12 protein-coding genes are annotated in these 19,728 nt (G+C 65.2%); 4 read left to right on the top strand and 8 right to left on the bottom strand.

Translation table 11 applies throughout. The features are described from left to right. Positions 1-5: 5 nt before the first annotated feature. The 5 genes from WS68_RS13940 to WS68_RS13960 are packed head-to-tail and all read right to left on the bottom strand — an operon-like array spanning position 6 to position 12,134. On the bottom strand, positions 6-914 hold the full coding sequence (locus WS68_RS13940; protein ID WP_059571364.1) for a UDP-3-O-acyl N-acetylglycosamine deacetylase: 909 nt from the start codon (positions 912-914) through the stop codon (positions 6-8). Next, positions 911-8,617, bottom strand: coding sequence for a type I polyketide synthase (locus WS68_RS13945; protein WP_059571365.1), 7,707 nt, complete (start codon positions 8,615-8,617; stop codon positions 911-913). Before WS68_RS13945 ends, WS68_RS13940 begins: the two co-directional genes overlap by 4 nt. Further along, positions 8,614-10,149, bottom strand: coding sequence for an LTA synthase family protein (locus tag WS68_RS13950; RefSeq protein ID WP_059571366.1), 1,536 nt, complete (start codon positions 10,147-10,149; stop codon positions 8,614-8,616). The genes WS68_RS13945 and WS68_RS13950 overlap by 4 nt, the downstream gene beginning before the upstream one ends. 1 nt (position 10,150) lies before the next feature. Beyond that, the gene (locus tag WS68_RS13955) at positions 10,151-10,936 is read right to left on the bottom strand and encodes an SDR family NAD(P)-dependent oxidoreductase (protein ID WP_059571367.1); all 786 of its coding nucleotides are present in this window, start codon (positions 10,934-10,936) and stop codon (positions 10,151-10,153) included. Then, complete coding sequence (locus WS68_RS13960) at positions 10,929-12,134, bottom strand: capsule biosynthesis protein (RefSeq protein ID WP_059571368.1); 1,206 nt, start codon at positions 12,132-12,134, stop codon at positions 10,929-10,931. The genes WS68_RS13955 and WS68_RS13960 overlap by 8 nt, the downstream gene beginning before the upstream one ends. 464 nt (positions 12,135-12,598) lie before the next feature. On the opposite strand from WS68_RS13960, the gene WS68_RS13965 reads away from it, so the two are divergent. Genes WS68_RS13965 through WS68_RS13980 form a run of 4 tightly spaced genes read left to right on the top strand, consistent with a single transcriptional unit; the run spans position 12,599 to position 16,567 of the window. Continuing rightward, the gene (locus WS68_RS13965; RefSeq protein ID WP_059571391.1) at positions 12,599-13,756 is read left to right on the top strand and encodes a hypothetical protein; all 1,158 of its coding nucleotides are present in this window, start codon (positions 12,599-12,601) and stop codon (positions 13,754-13,756) included. A 12-nt stretch (positions 13,757-13,768) separates the two neighbouring features. Next, positions 13,769-14,563: an ABC transporter permease gene (locus tag WS68_RS13970; protein WP_059571369.1), complete on the top strand. Its 795-nt coding sequence runs from the start codon at positions 13,769-13,771 to the stop codon at positions 14,561-14,563. Beyond that, positions 14,560-15,213, top strand: a complete 654-nt coding sequence (locus WS68_RS13975) for an ABC transporter ATP-binding protein (protein WP_059571370.1) — start codon at positions 14,560-14,562, stop codon at positions 15,211-15,213. The genes WS68_RS13970 and WS68_RS13975 overlap by 4 nt, the downstream gene beginning before the upstream one ends. A 49-nt stretch (positions 15,214-15,262) precedes the next feature. Then, a complete protein-coding gene (locus tag WS68_RS13980; protein ID WP_059571392.1) occupies positions 15,263-16,567 on the top strand; it encodes a glycosyltransferase family 4 protein in 1,305 nt (434 codons plus the stop codon). Positions 16,568-16,570: 3 nt separating this feature from the next. Here WS68_RS13980 and WS68_RS13985 read toward each other — a convergent pair whose 3' ends face one another. Genes WS68_RS13985 through gmd form a run of 3 tightly spaced genes read right to left on the bottom strand, consistent with a single transcriptional unit; the run spans position 16,571 to position 19,611 of the window. Continuing rightward, positions 16,571-17,680, bottom strand: coding sequence for a glycosyltransferase family 4 protein (locus WS68_RS13985; RefSeq protein ID WP_059571393.1), 1,110 nt, complete (start codon positions 17,678-17,680; stop codon positions 16,571-16,573). After that, positions 17,677-18,570, bottom strand: a complete 894-nt coding sequence (locus WS68_RS13990) for an NAD-dependent epimerase/dehydratase family protein (protein WP_059571371.1) — start codon at positions 18,568-18,570, stop codon at positions 17,677-17,679. The genes WS68_RS13985 and WS68_RS13990 overlap by 4 nt, the downstream gene beginning before the upstream one ends. 3 nt (positions 18,571-18,573) lie before the next feature. After that, the gene (gene gmd, locus WS68_RS13995) at positions 18,574-19,611 is read right to left on the bottom strand and encodes a GDP-mannose 4,6-dehydratase (protein ID WP_059520058.1); all 1,038 of its coding nucleotides are present in this window, start codon (positions 19,609-19,611) and stop codon (positions 18,574-18,576) included. Positions 19,612-19,728 lie beyond the last annotated feature (117 nt).

The following is a 19,728-nucleotide window of genomic DNA, read 5'->3' on the forward strand; positions in this document are numbered from 1 at the left end:
ATATATTACGCGACGAACTCCGCCCATTCCCACGCTCCCGGCGTCGACAGCAACTTTTCGACGAGCCGGAAGTTCATCTCATGGCTCGGCCGCCATGCCGATACGCGGGCAAGCAGCGGCGCGCCGGCAAGCGCGAGATCGCCGATCAAGTCGAGCACGCGGTGCCGGACGAATTCGTCCGGCTGCCGCAAGCCGCCGACGACGCGCTTGCCGATGATCGACGCGGTGCATGACGGCCGCGCGCCGCGCAGAATCGGCACGCCGCGCAGATAACCGGCAACGATCGCCGGAATCGCCCATTTGATGCGCCCGTAAGATCGCGACGGGGCGATCTGCGCGGCGAACACGTCGGGCGTCAGCACGCCGTGCCAGTGCATGTCGCCAAAGCCTTTCAGATCGTTGCGCACGCTAAGCTCGTAGCGCTCAGCGGGCTCGATGCGCATCTCGCGCCGCTCCGCGCCGGCGCCGTGCATTTCGACGACAGGCTTGAGCACCCGAATGAAGCGCTTCGGCGCGGGCAGCGCCGCGCGGCCGCATGCGCGCAGCGCATCGACCCACGGCTGCGCGCTGCCGTCGAGAATCGGCAGCTCTTCCGCATCGAGCTCGACGGTCGCATGGTCGATCTCACACGCGAGCAGCGACGCGAGCAGATGCTCGATGGTGCGCACGCCGACGCCGTCGGCATTGCGCAGCATCGTGCATAGCGGCTGCGCGCGTCTCAATGACGGATCGGCGGCAAGCGTCGCAAGCTCCCGGCCGCCTTCGAGGCGGCGGAACACGACGCCGTGCGCGCGTGCGTCGGCCGGCAGAATTCGGACGTTGACGCGACGCCCGGTGTGCAAGCCGCGCCCCGCGATAGCAAGCTCGCGCGCGAGCGTGCCCTCGCGCATCTGCCAGCCGGCCGGCGCGCTCATGCGGTCATCGCGAGCGGATTCGGCGCACCCGCCGCCGCGCCCGCAGGCTCGGCGCCGCCGGCGGGGCCCAGCATCGCGTCGCGCGCGTCGCCTTCGAGCCCGTGCTGCTCGACCAGCGACGCGCGACGCGCCGCTTCGCCGTCGAACGCGGCCGACGCATCCGCCACGCCGGCAATCAAATCGACGATACGCTCGGCCAGCGAATGCACGGTCGCGCCATCGGCGATCGCCATCACCGACAGCTTGACCTCGAACGCCTCCTCGATCGCCATTCCCAGCTCCATTCCCATCAGAGAATCCATGCCGAGATCGAGCACCGACCGATCGAGTGCAATCCGATCGGGCGACAGATGCAGGATGCGCGCGATCTGCGCGCGCAGAGTATCTTCGACGGCGCCGATCGCGTCGTCGCGCGCCAGTGCCTGCACTTGCGCGCGCAAGCGCGTGCCGCCTTCGCGCGCGGGCTCGTTCGCGCCGAACGCCCGCAGCAGCGCGTACCGGCGTGCGCCGGCAGCCGGCATGCCGCGCGACACCGCCTGCCAGTCGAGTCTCACCACGGCTTCGCCGGCTTCGCCCGCGCACAGCACCCGCTCGAGCGCGGCAAGCGCCTCGCCCGACGTGATCGACACGCCGCCGATCCGCGCCTGCAACGCGTCGCGCGTGCCGGTGTTGCGCGCGAGGAAACCGACGTCGTCGACGGGCCCCCACGCCATGACCGTGCCCGCCAGCCCGGCTGCGCGGCGCGTGGCCACGAGCGCTTCGACGAAGCTGTTCGCGGCGACATAGCTTGCCTGGCCCGGATTGCCGAGATAGGTCGTCACCGACGAATAGACGATGAAGAAATCCAGCGCGAGATCGCGCGTCGCGTGATGCAAATTCCACGCGCCCGCGACCTTCGGCGCGAGCACCGCGTTGAATCGCGCGTCATCGAGATTGCGCAGCAACCCGTCGTCGATCTGCATTGCCGAATGCAGCACGCCCTTGAGCGGCGTGCCGCGTGCGCCGATTTCGCCCACCACGCGCGCGAGCGCCGCCGCATCGGTCGCATCGCACGAGACGACGTGCACCTGCGCGCCAAGCGCATCGCGCCACTGCGCCGCCTCGTCGCGCAGCGCCGGCTCGAGCGTGCCGCCGCGGCTCGCGAGCGTCAGGTGCCGCGCGCCGCGCGACACCATCCAGCGCGCGCTCGCAAAGCCCAGGCCGCCGGTGCCGCCGATGATCAGATAGCCCGCGGCCGGATCGAGCCGCAGCTCGCCGGGCGCCAGCGCGCTGCTGCGCGCCGGCGCCGGCGTGCCGGCGGAGTAAGTGACCAGCACCTTGCCGATCTGCCGCGCCTGCTGCATATAGCGGAACGCATCCTCGACGCGCGAGGCCGGAAAGGCGCGATACGGCAACGGATGCAGCGCGCGTTGCTCGAACAGCGCGATGACCTCGCCGAACAGGTGCGCGGTGAGATCCGGCCGCGCGTTCATCAGTTGATCGGCGTCGATGCCGAAATAGCTGATGTTGTTGCGCAACGGCCGCAGGCCGATCTGGCTGTTCTCGTAGAAATCGCGCTTGCCGAGTTCGAGGAAGCGGCCGAACGGGCGCAACGTGTCGATGCTGCGCACCATCGCCTCGCCCGCGAGCGAATTGAGCACGATGTCGACGCCTTCGCCGTGCGTCAGCGCGAGAATTTCGTCGGCGAACGACAGGCTGCGCGAATCGAGGACATGATGCACGCCGGCAAGACGCACGAACTCGCGCTTCTCGTCGTTGCCCGCCGTGGCGAACACCTCCGCGCCCAGGTGACGCGCGATCTGAATCGCCGCGATGCCGACGCCGCCCGCCGCGCCGTGCACGAGCACCCGCTCGCCGGCGCGCAGCCGCGCGAGTTCGGCGAGCGCGTAATACGCGGTGAAGAATGTCGTCGGAATCGTCGCCGCTTCCTCGAACGACAACTGCGACGGCTTGTGCGCGAGCGCCGAGGCGCGCGTCCTGACGCGTGTGGCGAAGGCCGCGCTCGCAAAGCCGAGCACGGCGTCGCCCACCGAGAATCCGTCGACGTCGCGCCCGACGCGCACGACGCGTCCCGCCAGCTCCATGCCGATCGTCGCGCCGGCGAAGCCCGATTCGACCGCCTCGTCCGACAACAGGCCCATCGCGTACATCACGTCGCGGAAATTCAAGCCGGTCGCAACCGGTTCGATCTCGACTTCGTCGGGCTCGAGTTCGCGCGGCGGCAGCGCGAACCATTCGAGATTGCGCAGCGATCCAGGCGCATCGAACGCGAGCACGGCGGCCGGACGCACGCCGAGCGTATCGGTGCGCGCGTCGGCTTGCGCGGCACTCAGCATGCGCGGCACGAAACGGCCCTGCGGCGTGAGCAGCACCTCCTCTTCGTCGTCGTTCGCGAGCAATTCGCGCACCAGCGCATCCAGCGGCAACTCGAGCGCGGGATGCACGTCGATCAGTTGACACGACAGCTCCGGATGCTCGTTCGCGAGCACCCGGCCGAGCCCCCAGAGCCCGGCCTGCGCCGGGTTCAGCGGCGCGCCTTCGGCCTCAAACGGCGCGCCGCCGCGCGTGACAATCGACAGCCTCGCGCTCGCGGTGGCATCGACGACGCATAGCTCGCGCACGAGCCGCGCGAGCGAAACGACGCCCGTTTGTTGCGCGCGCATCAATTCGTCGCCGTCGGCATCGTCGGCCACTGCCGCGTCGGGCGCGACGAACACCAGGTGATGCGGCTGCGCGGGCGATGCGAGCGCGACGATTTCCACCACGCGCTCGAGCGGCACAGCTTCCGCGTAGCAGCCGGTGCCGGCGAGCGCGCTGGCAAGCGCCGCGCATGCATCGTTGTCGTCGCCCGTCACGACGAGCCAGCGCTCCGCATAGGCAGCGGTATCGAGGCTGTCCCATACGGCGCCATCGAGCGCTTCGTGATTGTCGTGCGCCCGCGCCGCCGGTTTGCGCGCGACGATGAAGGTCGGCACGCCTTCGAGATCGAGCGACTGTTCGAGATAGCGCGTGACGTCGATGAAGCCCGCGTGCGTGAGCAGCGATTCGATCTCGCCCGGCGCGGCGCACGGCGGCGGCGTTGCCGGCGCGGCGCCGCCCGCGCGCGCGCCGCCTGAGACGACGGCAAACACGATATCGGCGAAACGGCTGCCGCTTTGTTCCGTCACGACGGCGATGCCGCCCGGCGCCAGCCGCTCAAACACGACTGTCGCCACGGCGAGCGGATCGGACCGCGCACTGAGCGCACGGTCGATGACCACGATATCGAACGGCGTGCGGTCATCGGTCGAAAAGGCGAAGGCGTCGCCGCTCTGAAGCGCGATTGTCTGTACCGACGGGTGCGCGTGCGCATCGAAGCTTGCGAGCTGACGCGGCGTGCCGGCAATCGTGTAATCGCAGCGCACGGCGCTGGGCGCGACGCCGAGCGGGCGCAGCACGTCGCGGCCCGGATCGCCGATTTCGAGCACGCGCAGCCGGCGCGGCAGCCGCCACGCCGCAAGCGCCTCGTCGACGCAAGCCGCCATCAGCGCGTGCGTGTGGTTCCAGGTCGGCGACGCGTCGAAGAAGTGATCGACGAGGCTGTCGCCCGTAGACGACAGCGGGCGCGACGCCGCTTCGCCGCGCAAAACCGCCGGCAGCGTCGCGCCGCAGTGCGCGAGCAAGGTCAGCTCCGCGACATGGCCGGGCGACTCGGCGATCAAGCCGCGCCAAAGTTCGTCGAGCGCGGGCAACAGCGCGCACGATTCGTCATTGCGCACGAGCCGCGGGCCGTCCCAGTGCGCGAGCCCGTCCTCGACCAGCATCGCCGCAAGACGGGCGACGAGCGCCGCGCGCTCGCCCGCCAACGGCGCAGGCTGCCCGAACGCGCCGGTTGCATCGAGCGCCGCCAACGCGTAGCCGCTCGCGAGCACGTCCAGAAGCGGCAGCATCTCGGTCAGGTGGCGCGTGCGCCGCGTGAAATCCTCGCGCGCCGCAAGCGACGCGAGCGCGCGCTCGACGAGCAGCGCCGGCGCCGGCAGCACGCTCGCATCGAATGTGGAAGGCAGCGGCTTCGCGTCGAGCGCATAGACAAAGCGCGCGGGCGGATTGAGCCGTCGCGCGACCAGATCGATACGCTTGAAGCGGCATCCGGCAAGCCGGGCGACAATCGCGTCGGCCGCGTCGAGAAACTCGAACGACGCGACGATCGAATGCGGATTGCGCCGCTCGATGCGCGCCAGCACGCGCACGATCGCGTCGCCGCGCAGGTAATCGATGCGGCCGAGATGAACCGGCACGTATGCCGCAGGCAGCGCCCCCCCGTCGACCCGGGTTCGGGCTCCAGCTTCGGCTTCGGGGGCACGCTGCGCGAGCAGCGCGAACAGCGGATGGAACCCGCTGTCCATCAAGGCCGGATGCAGCAGATAGTCAGCCTGTTCGGCCGCATCGCCGCATGCGGGCGGCGCCGCGACATCGGCAAGCGCCGTGTTGCCCGCGAGCCGCACCGCGCGCACCCAGCGGAACGCCGGGCCATACGCAAGCCCGAGTACCGCCGCGGCATCGTACAGTGCCGCGGCGCCCGCATCGGGCCGCGCGAGCAGCCGCTCCATTTCGCCGCGCGGCACGGCACTCGACGCATCGAGCGTATTGCCGCTTTCGAGCAGGCGGCCGACGACATTCTCGACCCACGGCGCATCGCTCATCCGGTCGCGCGTCTCGATCCGGAATCTCGCCGTGCGCGGCTCGATCGTGAAGCGGAAGCATTTCGTCTGCTGCCCCTGGAACACTACCGGCGCGCGGATCTCGAGATGCTCGAGCGCGCAATCCGGCGTGCCGAAAAACACGCGGGCGGCAGCCAGCGCCATTTCGACATAGCCCGCGCCGGGAAAGGTCGCGCCGCCATCGACGACGTGATCGGCAAGCATCGGCATGCGCAGCGGATCGAGCTCGTTTTCCCACGCAAGCGCGGGCCCGTTCAGCCGGTATCCGAGCAGCAGATGCTCGCGGCGGCGATTGACCAGGTTGCAGCCTTCCGGACTCGATTCGAGCCAATAGCGCTCGCGCTGCCACGGGTAAGTCGGCAATGAGACGCGCGGTGCGTCGGGCACGAAACGATCCAGATCGACCGGCGCGCCATGGGCGACAGCCGACGCAACCGCCTGGCGCAACATCTGCGCGCCGTCCTGGTTGCGCTTGAGCGTGGGCAGCGTCGTACCGGGCAGCTTCAGCGCAGCGAGCGTCTGCTTCACATAGGTGCGCAGGATCGAATGCGGCGACACTTCGATGAACAGACGCACGCCGCTCGCCGCGATACAGGCGATCGCGTCGCTGAAGCGAACCGGCTCGCGAATATTGCGCCACCAGTATTGCGCACCGAGCGCATCGCCCGTCAGGCGCTCGCCGGTCACGGCCGACACGAAGCCGCCCGAGCCCGCGCGCGGGGCAAGATCCGCGAGCTGCTTGAGCACCACCGGCTTGATCGGCTCCATCTGCCGGCTGTGGAATGCGTAATCGAGATCGAGAAGCTGGAAGAACTGGCCGCTCGCGCGCAGTGCCGCGTCGATGGCCAGCAGCGCGTCGAGCGGGCCCGCGAGCGTCACGGCCTGCGGGCTGTTCACGCCGGCGATCTCGACGCCCGGAGCAAGCCCCAGCCGCTCGATCAGCGCACGCGCGGCCGCCTCGTCGAGGCCCGCAGCGGCCATCCGCCCGCTGCCGCGAGTCAGCTCCTGCGCGCGACTGCGGATCTTGATGACCCGCACCGCATCGGCAAGCGTCAGCGCGCCCGCCGCCCACGCGGCGGCAATCTCGCCCACGCTGTGGCCGGTGACGGCTTCGAAACGCACGCCGTGCGCGTCAATGACGCGCGTGATGCCCACCTGGATCGCAAACAACAGCGGCTGCGCGTGCTCGGTGGCGGCAAGCCACTCGGCGCTCGCGCCCGCGCGCAGCACGTCGGCAAGCGACGCGCTGCCGTCCGCGCTCCAAAGCGCGTCCACTTCGGCAACCGCATCGCGAAATACCGCGTCCTCGTCGTAAAGCTGCCGCCCCATTCCCGCCCACTGCGAGCCGTTGCCGGAATACACGAGCGCGACACGCGCGTCGTGACCGGGCTCGAGCGTATGGGCCATGGCCACGCATGCCGGCGTCGAGGCGCCGGCCGCGAGCGCGGCGAGCGCTTCGCGGCCCGCCGCGACACTCGACGGCGCAACCACCGCGCGCGCGTCGAACCATTGCCGGCGACGCGCGGCCCCTGCTGCAAGCGCCTGCCATGCGCAACCGCCTTCGAGGCGGCGCAGATAATCCGCCGCCAGCGCGGCAAACGCCTGCGGCACGCGCGCGCTCAGCACGAGCGGCGCGGGCGCATTCGCCGCACGCGGGCTTGCATCGCCCGGCTCGATCACTGTCATCGACGCGGCGGGCGCCTGCGCGCGCGCCGGCGCCTCGGTCAACACCACGTGCGCATTGGTGCCGCCAAAGCCGAACGAATTGATGCCGATCGTCATTGGCGCATCGCGCTCGCCGAGCGGCGTGTAGCGATCGACCACGCGCAGCCGCCCGCCGGCGAAATCGATGTTCGGATTCGGCGTGTCGAAATGCAGCGAGCGCGGAATCGCACGATACTTGAGGCAATACACGGCCTTCAGCAGCCCCGCCATGCCGGATGCCGTTTCCAAGTGGCCGATGTTGGTTTTCACCGAGCCGATCAGCAGCGGATCGTCGTCTGGGCGCTGCGCGCTGACGACGTCGATCAGCGCGCGCGCCTCGATCGGATCGCCGACCGCCGTGCCGGTGCCATGCGCTTCGAGATAGACGAGCGAGCGCGGATCGATGCCCGCGCGCCGGTACACGTCACGCAGCAGCGCCCCCTGCGTCGCCGCGCTGGGCACGCTGATGCCGCCAGGCGAATAGCCGTCCGAGTTCACGCCGGAGCCTGCGATCACGGCATGAATCGTGTCTCCGTCGGCGAGCGCGCGATCGAGCGGCTTGAGCAGAACGAATGCGCCGCCTTCAGCACGCACGTAGCCGTCGCCCGTTGCATCGAATGCGCGGCAGCGGCCGCGCGGCGACAGCATCGACGCTTTCGAGAAGCTGACGAAGCCGAACGGATGCGCGAGCAGATTCACCCCGCCCGCCAGCGCGAGTTCGACGTCACCCGCCTGCAGCGCATTGACGGCCTGATGCAACGCGACAAGCGACGACGAGCACGCAGTGTCGATCGACATGCTGGGCCCGCGCAGATCGAACAGATACGAAACACGATTCGACGCGATGCTAAGCGCATTGCCGGTTGCCGAATACGGATCGACCGCGCTCAGGTCGTCCATGCTGCGATTGCCGTAGTCCGGGCTCGCGACGCCGACGTACACGCCGCAATTGCGCCCGCGCATGTCGGCGGGCCGCACGCCGGCATCCTCGAACGCCTCCCACGCCAATTCGAGCAGCAGCCGCTGCTGCGGGTCCATCTGCGTCGCCTCGCGCGGCGAGATCCCGAAGAAAGCCGCATCGAAATCGGCAACATTTTCCAGAACGCCGGCAGCAAACGTGTAGCTTTTGCCGGGCTCGCGCTTCGACGGATGCCAATAGAAATCCGTGCCCAAGCGCTGTGCGCTCACCTCGGTAACGGCGTCGCGCTCGTCGCGCAGCAGCCTCCAGAACTCGTCCGGATTTTGCACGCCACCGGGAAAGCGGCACGCCATCCCGACAATTGCAATCTTTACGTTCATCGTTGCGTCGTATTTTCCGATGCACTTGCAGTGGGGTTGCTCGCTTGCGAGGCTTCGATCATTTGAAGCAGCATCGAACCGAGTTCTTCGACACGCGCATTTCGTCGGCAGGCAGCCGGCATTCCGAAATTCCGCCAGATAAAGTAGTCGCTGCGTTCAGGTGCAATCGTTAGCTTATCGAAAATATGTGGCAATGCCGGAACGTGATCGCCATAAAAACAGACGACCGTATCCCGCCGTCGGGCTCGCACATGATCGAGCAGCCGCCCGATCATTGCATCCGCATTTGCGGCGTGACGCAAGTAAACCGTCAAATCGCGCCATGCGAGACCATCGCCGAGCGTGTGATACCGGCCCGATTCGCCAGGCTCGACCGGCTCCAGATGCAGCGGCCCGTGGTTCTCCATGGTCATTGCGAACGCGAAGAGCGGCTTGTCGCGCGGCGCGTCGAGTTCGGCGATCAGCGCGTCGGCGAGCGCGCGATCAGCAATATACGGGCCGGCTCGCGGCGCATCTTCGAAGTGGCGGATATCGACGAACCGCTCGAAATGCATGAGCGGAAACACGCGGTCCCGGCCGAAGAAATCCGCGTAGTAAGGATGCATCGCGATGGTCCGATAGCCGGAACGCTGAAACCAGCCCGCAAGCGACGCGCACGCGCGGCGCACAAATGCATAAGGATAGAAGCGCGCGTAGCCGAGACGCTCGGACGCCAGCCCCGTCAACATCGCGAACTCGGAGCGCATCGTATTCGCGCCCCATGCCGGAACCGTAAGCTCTCCGTAATAGTGTGACTCGCGCCGCGCGGCGTCGAAATGCGTAAAGATCGATGGCTCGATGCCTGCGATCACGCGGCGCGCATCGAAGAACGACTCGCTCTGAATCACGATCACGTCCGGGTAGCCGGTGGCCTGTCCGTCGGCGAACGGGCTTAGCGCGGCCGCGCGCTCGAACGCGTGCAGCGTCGCTGGCCGCAGCCCGTTCAGCAAATAGGCGATGAATGTTGCGAGAAAACCGTGACGCCGTTGATCGACATTCGCATCCAGCGTGAGCGTCAGACGCTTCGCGAGCACGACGCCGCACGTCAGGCACGCGGCGAGAGCCGCCAGCACGCCGGCAAACGGCCGCGCCGCCAACGGCGGCTCGGCTATGCATCCCGCCGCAAGCAGCGCGACGCCGGCTGCGATCGCGGCGATCTTGCCGGCGCCGAGGAAAGGCAAATATAGGCGCGGATGCGCGAAAAGCTGACTGAAAAGGCTCAAATCGGTGAATACGAACGGCTCACGCAACGATTCGTACTTCGCATTGCTGACGGCCGCCAGCAGGCCGACGAGTGCAAGCGCGACGAACGTCGAAAACCACACGCGTGCGGTAACGGCGAACACACATACGCCGAAGAACGCGACGGCGAGCACATGCAATGCGATGGCAGGCAACGGCCGGCGCCACGGCGCACGCGGTATCGCGAGCGCATCGAGCACGAACGACAGTGCGATTGCAAAGGTCAACGCCAACGCAAGCCCGCCGCTCATATCAGCGCTCCTCGCGCGGTAGATACGACAGTCGGCCGAGAATGGGGTCCGCGAGCGCGGCGGGCAGCACCGACAGCAAGCGCATGCCGAGCGACAACAGCCCCGGAAACGCAATCTCCGCTCGCCGCGCGGCGAGCCGGCGCCGGATGTGGCCGGCGGCCTTGTCCGCCGGCCATAAGAACGGCTTATCGCCCGGGAAGACATCGCTCATCGCGGTCTTCACGAAGCCGGGTAGGATCACCGACAGCGTGACGCCATCGCGTGCGAGCAACGGCCGGACCGAATCCGCATAAGCCTTGATTGCCGCCTTGCTCGCGCAATAAGCAGGAGAAATCGCCATCCCGCGCAACGCGGCCAGCGAGCTGACCATTGCGATCTGGCCGCGCCGGCGCAGCCGCATCCGCGCGATAATCGGCAGCACGGTACGCAATGCGCCATAAAAATTAGTATCGACAACGGTGGCGATGCGCTCGAATGTCTCCCAGTCGGCCGCCGAAGCGAGCGTGCTCGCGACGCCCGCGTTCGCAATCAGCAAATCGATCGGGTAGCGCTCGTCGAACTGGATGAGCCACGCGTCGACTTCCCCATCGTTACGCACGTCGAACTGTCCAGCGACGACGAGCGCGCCGCGCGCGCGGCACGCGGCCACGCATTCGTCGAGCCTCGCGCCATCGCGCCCGACGAGCCCGAGCACGACGCCGGGCGCCGCATATGCCTGCGCGAGCGCGCGGCCGAGCCCCGAGCTTGCACCCGTGATGACGACGTGGCGCGGCGCGCCGCTAGTCACGCGCCGCCTCCAGCCGCTCGAGCGCGCCCGCCGTCGCCATTTCGATGCCGGTACGCGTGTAGAAATCGCCGTTGATCTGGGTGTGATGCATGACGTAGTCGAGAAACGCGTGATAAAGAGTCATGTCGGGCGGCTCGGCCTGCGTCCAGAAATCCTCGAGACTGCCTTGCCACGTCAGCCCCGGCAGCGCATACACGGCGGCGCCGAGCGCGATCAGCGGGCGGCGGTGATGCAATGCCGACAATCCCACCGTACTGTTGACGACCACGACGCCCGCAGCGTGCTCGAGCAGGGTCGGCAGATGGCCCGAGTCGATGAAGCGCACGCGCCTGCCGATACCGAGTTCCGCCGCGAGCTTGTACGTAAAGCGCCGATAATCGATCAATCCCGTGTCGAGCGGATGGTTCTTGATGACCAGCAACGCATCGGAACGCGCATCCCGTGCAAACGAGCACATCACCCGCGCGATCGCGTCGCGAATGCCGTCGAACGGCGAATGAACGACGATCTGCGCATCCGAGCCCAGTTGCAGCGGAAACAAATAATAGGAGCATTCCGTGCCCAGCAACTCCTGCGTCACTTTCTCCGCTTTACTGCGATGGCGGCGGTACTGCAGCGCACGCATCGCAAGGCCTGCATATTCGACCAAGCCATTCCTCGGACGATGGCTGCAATAGTGAGGAAAGCGGCTTGCATAAAACGCGTTTGCACTACGATACCGGATATCGTGGAATGTGCGCTCGTAAAGGTTGTAACCAGTTGGGCGCCCCGGCTGGCCCGGCGGCGTGACAGCCTGTTGCTCGACATACCAGGCAGGGTCGCGCGGCAGCAGCGAGCGGCCGTTGACGCCATGCCGCTCGAGCGTCAGCCAGTGCGGGCGAATGTAACCCTCCTCGAACACGTGCATCCGCAGGCCGCACGCTTGCGCGATCGGATGCATGGGCCGGTGAACCTCGCGGCAGTCGCCGAACATGATGACATCGGTCACCCCCTCTGTTCGGACTGCTTGCGAGTACCAGTCGGGCAGTTCGTCGAGCGCGCCTTGATAATCCCATGCCGCGCCCGCTCCGCTGTACAAGAGATCGCCGCCGCAAAAATTGACTCGGCGCACCGCGTGCCCCCGCCGGGACAAAGCTTCGGACAACCGGCTAAAAAACGGTGAAGCCGTTCCCTGCAGCACAAGAAATGAGCGAGCCATCGAAAAAAGTCAACCGACGAAATGGACCCGCTCGAGGGAAAAATCGCCGCCGCCCCTCGAAACGAACCTTTTATGAATATTAACGCTAGCACTTGGCTGCTCCTCTTTTCGGGAGCAAAATGAATATAGCATCCTGCCAAAAAAAGCAAAACAGATGTCCTGAATGATCTATCGCGTATTGCACAAATCTGACGAAGCTCCCCATGCGATGGCACGATTCATTCTCGCTGGCTATAATCAGCCGCCCAGTGACCTGCCGGCCTCGCCGGTAGAAAAAACGTACTTGCCGGAAGTCATCCGTTCGCGGTTCAATGCGACAAAGCGATCAAGCAGGCGAAGACAATGCGTCTATTTGCGCTATACCCGCATGACCGTGCCATTTGATCGAATCCGCTCTTAAGTCGAAAGGTAATTGTGTCTTTTGACAGAATGCAAAGAGCCAATCAGCCTGGATGGAAGGGAAGTTGGAAAACGTATCTGGCAACGCATCCTCAGTCCCGACAACCGAAAAGCGCGCAAACGCGAGCGTTCTCGGGCGGATCAAGCGACTCGATAAACTATTCGTCTTGACGGTGGCCGCGCCCACTGTCATCGCGACCCTCTACTACGGCCTCATTGCGTCAGACGTTTACGTGTCCGAATCGCGCTTCGTGGTCCGAAGCGCCCAGCGGGCCGCACAGCCGAGCGTGATGGGCGCGCTGCTGCAAGGCACAGGGCTCGTGCGCGAGCAGGACGACACGTATTCCGTCATCGATTACATCCAGTCGCGCGACGCGCTGCGCGAGCTGGGCCAGAACTATGTGCTCGACGCCTATTCGAAGCAAGGCGACTTGATCAGCCGCTTCAACGCGTCGCTCGACAACAGCTTCGAATCGCTATGGAAGTACTACGACAAGCGAATCGTATCGGTGACGCTCGATTCGTCGTCGGGCATCGCCACGCTGAAGGTGCGCGGCTATACGCCCAACGACGCATACGCGATCAACTCGAAGCTGCTTGGCTTGAGCGAGCAGCTCGTCAACAGGTTGAACCAACGGGCCGCCCACGACATGGTGAGCTTCGCGCAAAACCAGGTCAATCTGGCTGCCGCGAAAGCAAAGGACGCTGCCGTCGCACTCGCCGCGTACCGCAATTCGAATGCGGTCTTCGATCCGGACAAGCAATCGGCACTGCAATTGCAGCAGGTCACCAGCTTACAGACTGAGCTGTTCAATGCGCAGACCCAGTTGCGGCAGCTTCAGGTCATTGCGCCGCAGAACCCGCAGATCTCGGTGCTCAAAAACAACATCGTGGAAATCGAGCGGCAGATCCGGGAATCGGCGAGTGGCGTCGCAGGCGGCAAGAATTCGCTGTCGAACAAAAGCGCGAGCTATACGCGGCTGCAACTCGACTCGCAAGTCGCAGACAAACAGCTTGCGTCCGCGATAACGGCCATGGAAACCGCACGCGGCGAAGCGCAGCGCCAGCAGCTCTACCTCGAGCGCCTCGTGAATCCCAACACACCAGATATCGCAATCGAGCCGAAGCGCCTCAAATCGATATTCGAAGTATTCGCGCTCGGCATGATCGCGTGGGGCCTTCTGAGCCTGCTGCTCGCCGGTGTGCGCGAGCACCACGACTGAGCGCGGCCGACAATGGCGACTCACGACACTCCGCTGCCACGGTCGATCGCGATCCAGACGCGCGTGGTCGGCGCGCTGCTGATGCGGGAGATCTTGACGAGGTTCGGCCGGCACAACATCGGCTTTCTGTGGATGTTCTTCGAGCCGATGATGTTCACGGTCGGCGTGCTCACGCTCTGGACGGTCACCAAAATGACGCACGGCTCATCGCTGCCCGTCACGGCGTTCGCGGTAACGGGCTACTCGCCCGTGCTGCTGTGGCGCAATTGCGCGAACCGCTGTGCGCTCGCGATCCTGCCGAACCAAGCGCTCCTCTATCACCGAAATGTGCGCGTGCTCGATTTTTTCTTCGCCCGCCTGCTGCTGGAGATCGGGGGCGCGACGATGTCGTTTACATTTCTCACGATTCTTTTCATCACCGTCGGCATGATGAAGCCGCCCGAAGACGTGCTGCTCGTGCTCGGCGGATGGCTGCATTTCATCGTGTTCGGCAGCAGCCTCGCGCTCATCATCGGAGCACTGTCCGAGCGCAGCGAAGCGATCGAACGGGTCTGGCACACTGTTTCGTACCTGCTCTTTCCGCTGTCCGGGTCGGTCTTCATGGTGTCGTGGATTCCTCAGAAATTCCAGCCCTACGTATTGCTGTTGCCGATGGTGCACGGCTCCGAGATGCTGCGCGCCGGATACTTCGGCTCGCTCGTGACGCCGCACTATAGTGTCCAATACATGGTGTTTAGCAACGCAATTCTGTTGCTGATCGGCCTGTATCTCGTTCGCGACACCGGCAGGAGGGTGGAACCGGAATGATCGAGCTCGAACGCGTCTGCAAGGACTATCACACGCGGCAAGGCAAGCGCCGCGTACTGAATCAGATCGACCTTCGCGTCAAGCCGGGGGAGAAAGTCGGCATTCTCGGCCGCAACGGCGCGGGCAAATCGACGCTGATCCGGTTGATCAGCGGCGCCGAGTTGCCGACGTCGGGCCGCATCCATCGCAGCATGCGCGTGTCCTGGCCGCTCGCGTTCGGCGGCGCGTTCCAAGGCAGCCTGACCGGCATGGACAACCTGCGTTTCATCTGCCGCGTCTACGGCGCCGATCCCAAAGCGGCTGAACCGTTTGTCCTCGAGTTCTCGGAGCTGGGCTACTACCTGCGCGAGCCGGTCAAGAGCTACTCGGCCGGTATGCGCGCGCGTCTGGCGTTCGCGATCTCGATGGCGATCGAATTCGACTGCTTTCTGATCGACGAGATCGTCGCCGTCGGTGACAGCCGCTTTCACGACAAATGTCACCATGAGCTGTTCATTCGTCGCAAGGAGCGCGCGCTGATCATCGTCAGCCACGATGCGAGCTACATCCGGCAGCATTGCGATCGCGCCTCGGTGTTGGCCGACGGCAGGCTGCATTCGTTCGAATCGGTCGAGCATGCCTACGAGTTCTATCAGAAAAGCACCGCGTGACGGTACGGCACATCCTGCCCCTTCCCGCGAGCACGTGAACCGAGTGCCGGTGTGCCAGTCATCCTCGCGCGCGCGGCCGCTGCGCATCGGCCTAGCCGCAGCAGCGCAATGTGCCGCCGCCTGGGGCGGACGGGCGTTTGCCGGCGCCGCACGGCGCGCCGTCTCGGCTATCACGCCGACGCTCGCGGCTCCCGACGGACAACGCCGCACGCTGTTCGTCGACGTGTCGATCATCGCTTCGCACGATGCGGGCACGGGCATTCAACGCGTCACGCGCAACCTGCTGCTCCAGTTGCTCGAATCGCCGCCGCCGGGCTTCGACGTGCGCGCCGTGCGCGCGACGCGACGCCATCGCTATCGATATGCCGACCGCTACCTCGCCAAATTGACGGGCGCGCCCGGCCCGCGCAACGACGAGCCGGTGCAGCCGGGCGCGGGAGACGTTTTTCTTGGATTGGACCTGACAAGCCGGATTCTTCCGAGCCGTCAACTCGACCTGCTCCAATGGCGCGCCCGAGGAGTACGCTTCGCATTCATCGTCTACGACTTGCTGCCGGTATTCCGCCCGGACTGGTTCACACGCCGCGCGAGCCGCTCGTTCCGGCGCTGGCTGTCCACATTGGCCGTGCATTCGGACGCGCTCCTCTGCATTTCCAGCGCTGTGGCAAATGAAACGGAAAACTACATGCGCAATCACTTCGGATTGCGCACGAATGCGCCGCTCGTGCGCTGGTTTCACCTCGGTGCCAATCTTCCCGTCGCCGCCGACCTCGCTGAAGCGCCGGCGATAGCCGCACAATGGCCCGCCGATGCGAAAGTCGTCTTGATGGTAGGCACGGTCGAACCGAGAAAAGGGCACACACTCGTGCTCGATGCATTCCAGTCGCTGTGGGAAGCTGGCGAAGATACCGCGCTCGTCATCGTCGGGCAACGCGGTTGGCATGTCGAGGGCATTGCGGCGCGCCTGCGCGGCCATCGCGAACTCGGGCGGCGGCTGTTCTGGCTGACCGAGACTACCGATACCGAACTTGCGTGGCTCTATCGGCATGCGCACGGCCTGCTCGCCGCCTCCGAAGCCGAAGGTTTCGGCCTGCCGCTGATCGAGGCCGCGACCTGCGGCATACCGCTGTTCCTGCGCGACATTCCGGTGTTTCGCGAAATCGCCGGCCCAAACGCCGTCTACTTCCGCGCCGACGACAGCACCACGCTGAGCGGGCAACTGCGCGATTGGCTCGCGAACTTGCGGAACGGTTCGGCAAAAAACAGCAACGCGCTGGCTCCATTGACTTGGCAAGCCAGTGCCGCACAATTGGAAGCGCTCATCGTCGAAACCGTGGCCTGCGAGCGTCGTTGAGCATCACGCGAAACGGCGGCAGACTGCGAGTGTGCCGCGCGCGCAGCGCTCCCACGTCATCCCCGCCGCCACCGCGATACCGCGCTCGACAGCCGCCACACGCCAGGCTTCGTCGCACAATACATGCTCGACGCCTTGTAACAAGGCCGAATGATCATCCGGCGCGACGAGCCACGCGGCACCACCTGCCACTTCCGGCAGCGACGAGCGATCCGACGTGAGCGTCGGCACACCGGAGGCGAGCGCCTCCAGCACCGGCAGCCCGAATCCTTCATAGAACGACGGCATGAAAAACGCGCGCGCGCCTGCGTAAAGCATCGGCAGCGATGCCTCCGGGACGAAACCCAGATAGCGCAACCATCCCTGCCGAGTAGCGCGCTCGATGTCGACCATCAGCTCGTCGTTGAGCCACCCTCCGCTTCCCGCCAGCACGAGCGGATAGCGCGCGCGCAATGCGTAAGGCAATGCGCGATACGCGGCGATCAGCCGGTCGATCCCCTTGCGCGGCTCGAGCGTCGATACGCATAGGCCATAAGCGCCCGGCTGCAATCCAAGCTCGGATAACGATTGCGCCACTTCGCCGGCAGCACGCGGGCGAAAACCGTCAGGCACCCCTAACGGGACTGCCGTGATCCGATCGGATGGCCATCCGAAATATGCCGCCACTTCGGCGCGAATCGCTTCGGAATCCGTAATCAAATGCACGGCACGCTTCAGTGTCGACGCGAAGCCGCTCTCGAACTGCCTGATCCGCTCCGACGGATGCGTTTCCGGATATTTGAACACCGAGAGATCGTGAATGGTGACGACCCCCCGCTCGACCGATTGAGGAAGGAAATAATTCGGCGAATGAAACAAGCTACCCGCCATTCTTCGCTGCTCATGCCAGCGGCGCAGCATCGCCGGCGCACGGAACAACTTGCGCCGCCTGCGACGCGGCGAAGCCGCGTCCAACAAATGCGCCGGATCGTCGAACCAGCGGCCGCCCGCATAAAAGCGCACGGAACCGATCGCCTCCCGGTGCGCAGCGTAGTAGCGCGCAAGTTCCCACGCGTAGCGCCCGATGCCCGTCAGCGGCACGGCCACCGCATCGACACCGAGCACCAATTTCACCACCGCTGCTCCAGCATCCACTCGAGCGTATCGCGCAGCGCAATCGGCTGAATCGGGCCGATCGCCTGCTGCAGGCGAACATTGCTGCCGATCAGCTTGTGCACTTCATTTCCGCGAACAAATGCGGGATTGACGCGAACCTCCGGATGATGGCCCGTGATGTCACTCGCCATCGCGAGCACATCCTGCAGCGACGTGCCCACGCCCGAGCATACGTTGAATGTCTGCCCGGCATGATTGCCTTCGAGCACGGCCGCATATGCGCGGACCACGTCCCGGACGTCCGAGAAATCACGGACCACGTGCAGGTTGCCCAGTTCGATCACAGGCGCGCGATCCTGAAAATGCGAAACGATCTTCGGGATCAGGAAATTGTGCGCTTGCCCAACGCCCGTATAGTTGAACGGCCGCACAACCGTGATCGGCAGCCGCCCTTCCCATAGCTTCGCGACATATTCCATCGCCAGCTTGCTGACCGCGTAGTCATTCGCTGGCGCCGGCATGACCTGTTCGTCGATCACGCCTTCGGTCGCATTGCCGTAAACGTTCGCACTGCTTGCGACAATCACCGATTGCGGCTGCGTATCGGACACGTCGATCGCATGCAATACGTTTCGGGTGCCGACGATATTCGTCTGGTACACCGAGCCAGCGTCGCCGTGCGCGACGAACGCGATCGCGGCAAGATGCACGAGCACTTCCGGCTGCTCGGCAGCCAGGATGTCGGTTAAACGATCGCTGTCGAACAAATCGCATGCGTGGACGCGAAATGCCGATTCGGGCATCGGACGATGCGCGATGCCGCAGACCTCGTGCCCGCGCGCCACCAATTCACTGGCGAGATAGCGGCCGGTGAAGCCGCCGATCCCAGTAATGAGAATTTTTGCCATGCATTAGAACGAAAAGCCGGCTTCGTTGCGACGAATGTCTGCGTCAACCATCATCTGGCAAAGCTGCTCGAGCGTGGTCTTCGGCTCCCAGCCCAGTTCGCGGCGCGCCTTGACCGGATCGCCGATCAAAAGGTCGACTTCCGCAGGCCGATGGAACTTGGGATTGATACGGACAATCGGCTTGTTGGTGCGCATATCCACGCCCACCTCGGCGATATCCTTTCCTTCCCAAGCCAATTCGAAACCCGCCGCGCGCGCGGCCATCGACACGAAATCCCGCACCGTCTCGGTCCGGTTCGTCGCGAGAACATAGGTGTCGGGCTTGTCCGCCTGCAGCATACGCCACATCCCCTCGACGTACTCTTTGGCGAACCCCCAATCGCGCTTCGCATCCAGATTGCCGAGTTCCAGCACGTCGAGCTTGCCGACGCGAATCTTCGCAATGCTATCGGTGATCTTGCGCGTCACGAACTCACGGCCACGTAATGGCGATTCGTGATTGAACAGAATCCCGCTGCTGCCGAAGATGTTGTAACTCTCACGGTAGTTCACCGTAATCCAATGCGCATAGAGCTTGGCGACGCCGTAAGGGCTGCGCGGGTAGAAAGGCGTGGTTTCCGTCTGTGGAATCGCCTGCACCTTGCCGAACATTTCCGACGTGCTCGCCTGGTAAAAGCGGATTTTCGGATTCACGATCCGGATCGCTTCGAGCAGATTCAACGGGCCGATGCCGGTGATTTCCGCCGTGGTGACCGGCTGGTCGAACGACACGCCGACAAAACTCTGCGCGGCGAGATTGTACACCTCAGTCGCGTTCGTCGATTGAAGCAGCCGGATGCTCGCGCTCAGATCGGTCAGGTCGTATTCGACGAGATGCAGGTTCGGATGTCCTTCGACCCCCACCTCCGCGATGCGCCAAAAATTGACCGAACTGGTACGGCGATAAGTGCCGTACACCACGTACCCCTTGTCCAGCAGCAACTGAGCCAAGTAAGCGCCATCTTGCCCAGTGATTCCGGTAATAACAGCAACAGGATTCATATCAACCCTTCGTGTCGTGGTTCATCCATTATCAATCCAAGCTCCATGCCGCGCCGGGCGGCACGAAGCGCGTGCCCGTGCTGCGTCAACGCACTGCCGCCACTGCGCTGGCCTTGG

Origin of the sequence: Burkholderia sp. TSV86, from assembly GCF_001522865.1 — a bacterium.
Classification (GTDB): Bacteria; Pseudomonadota; Gammaproteobacteria; order Burkholderiales; family Burkholderiaceae; genus Burkholderia.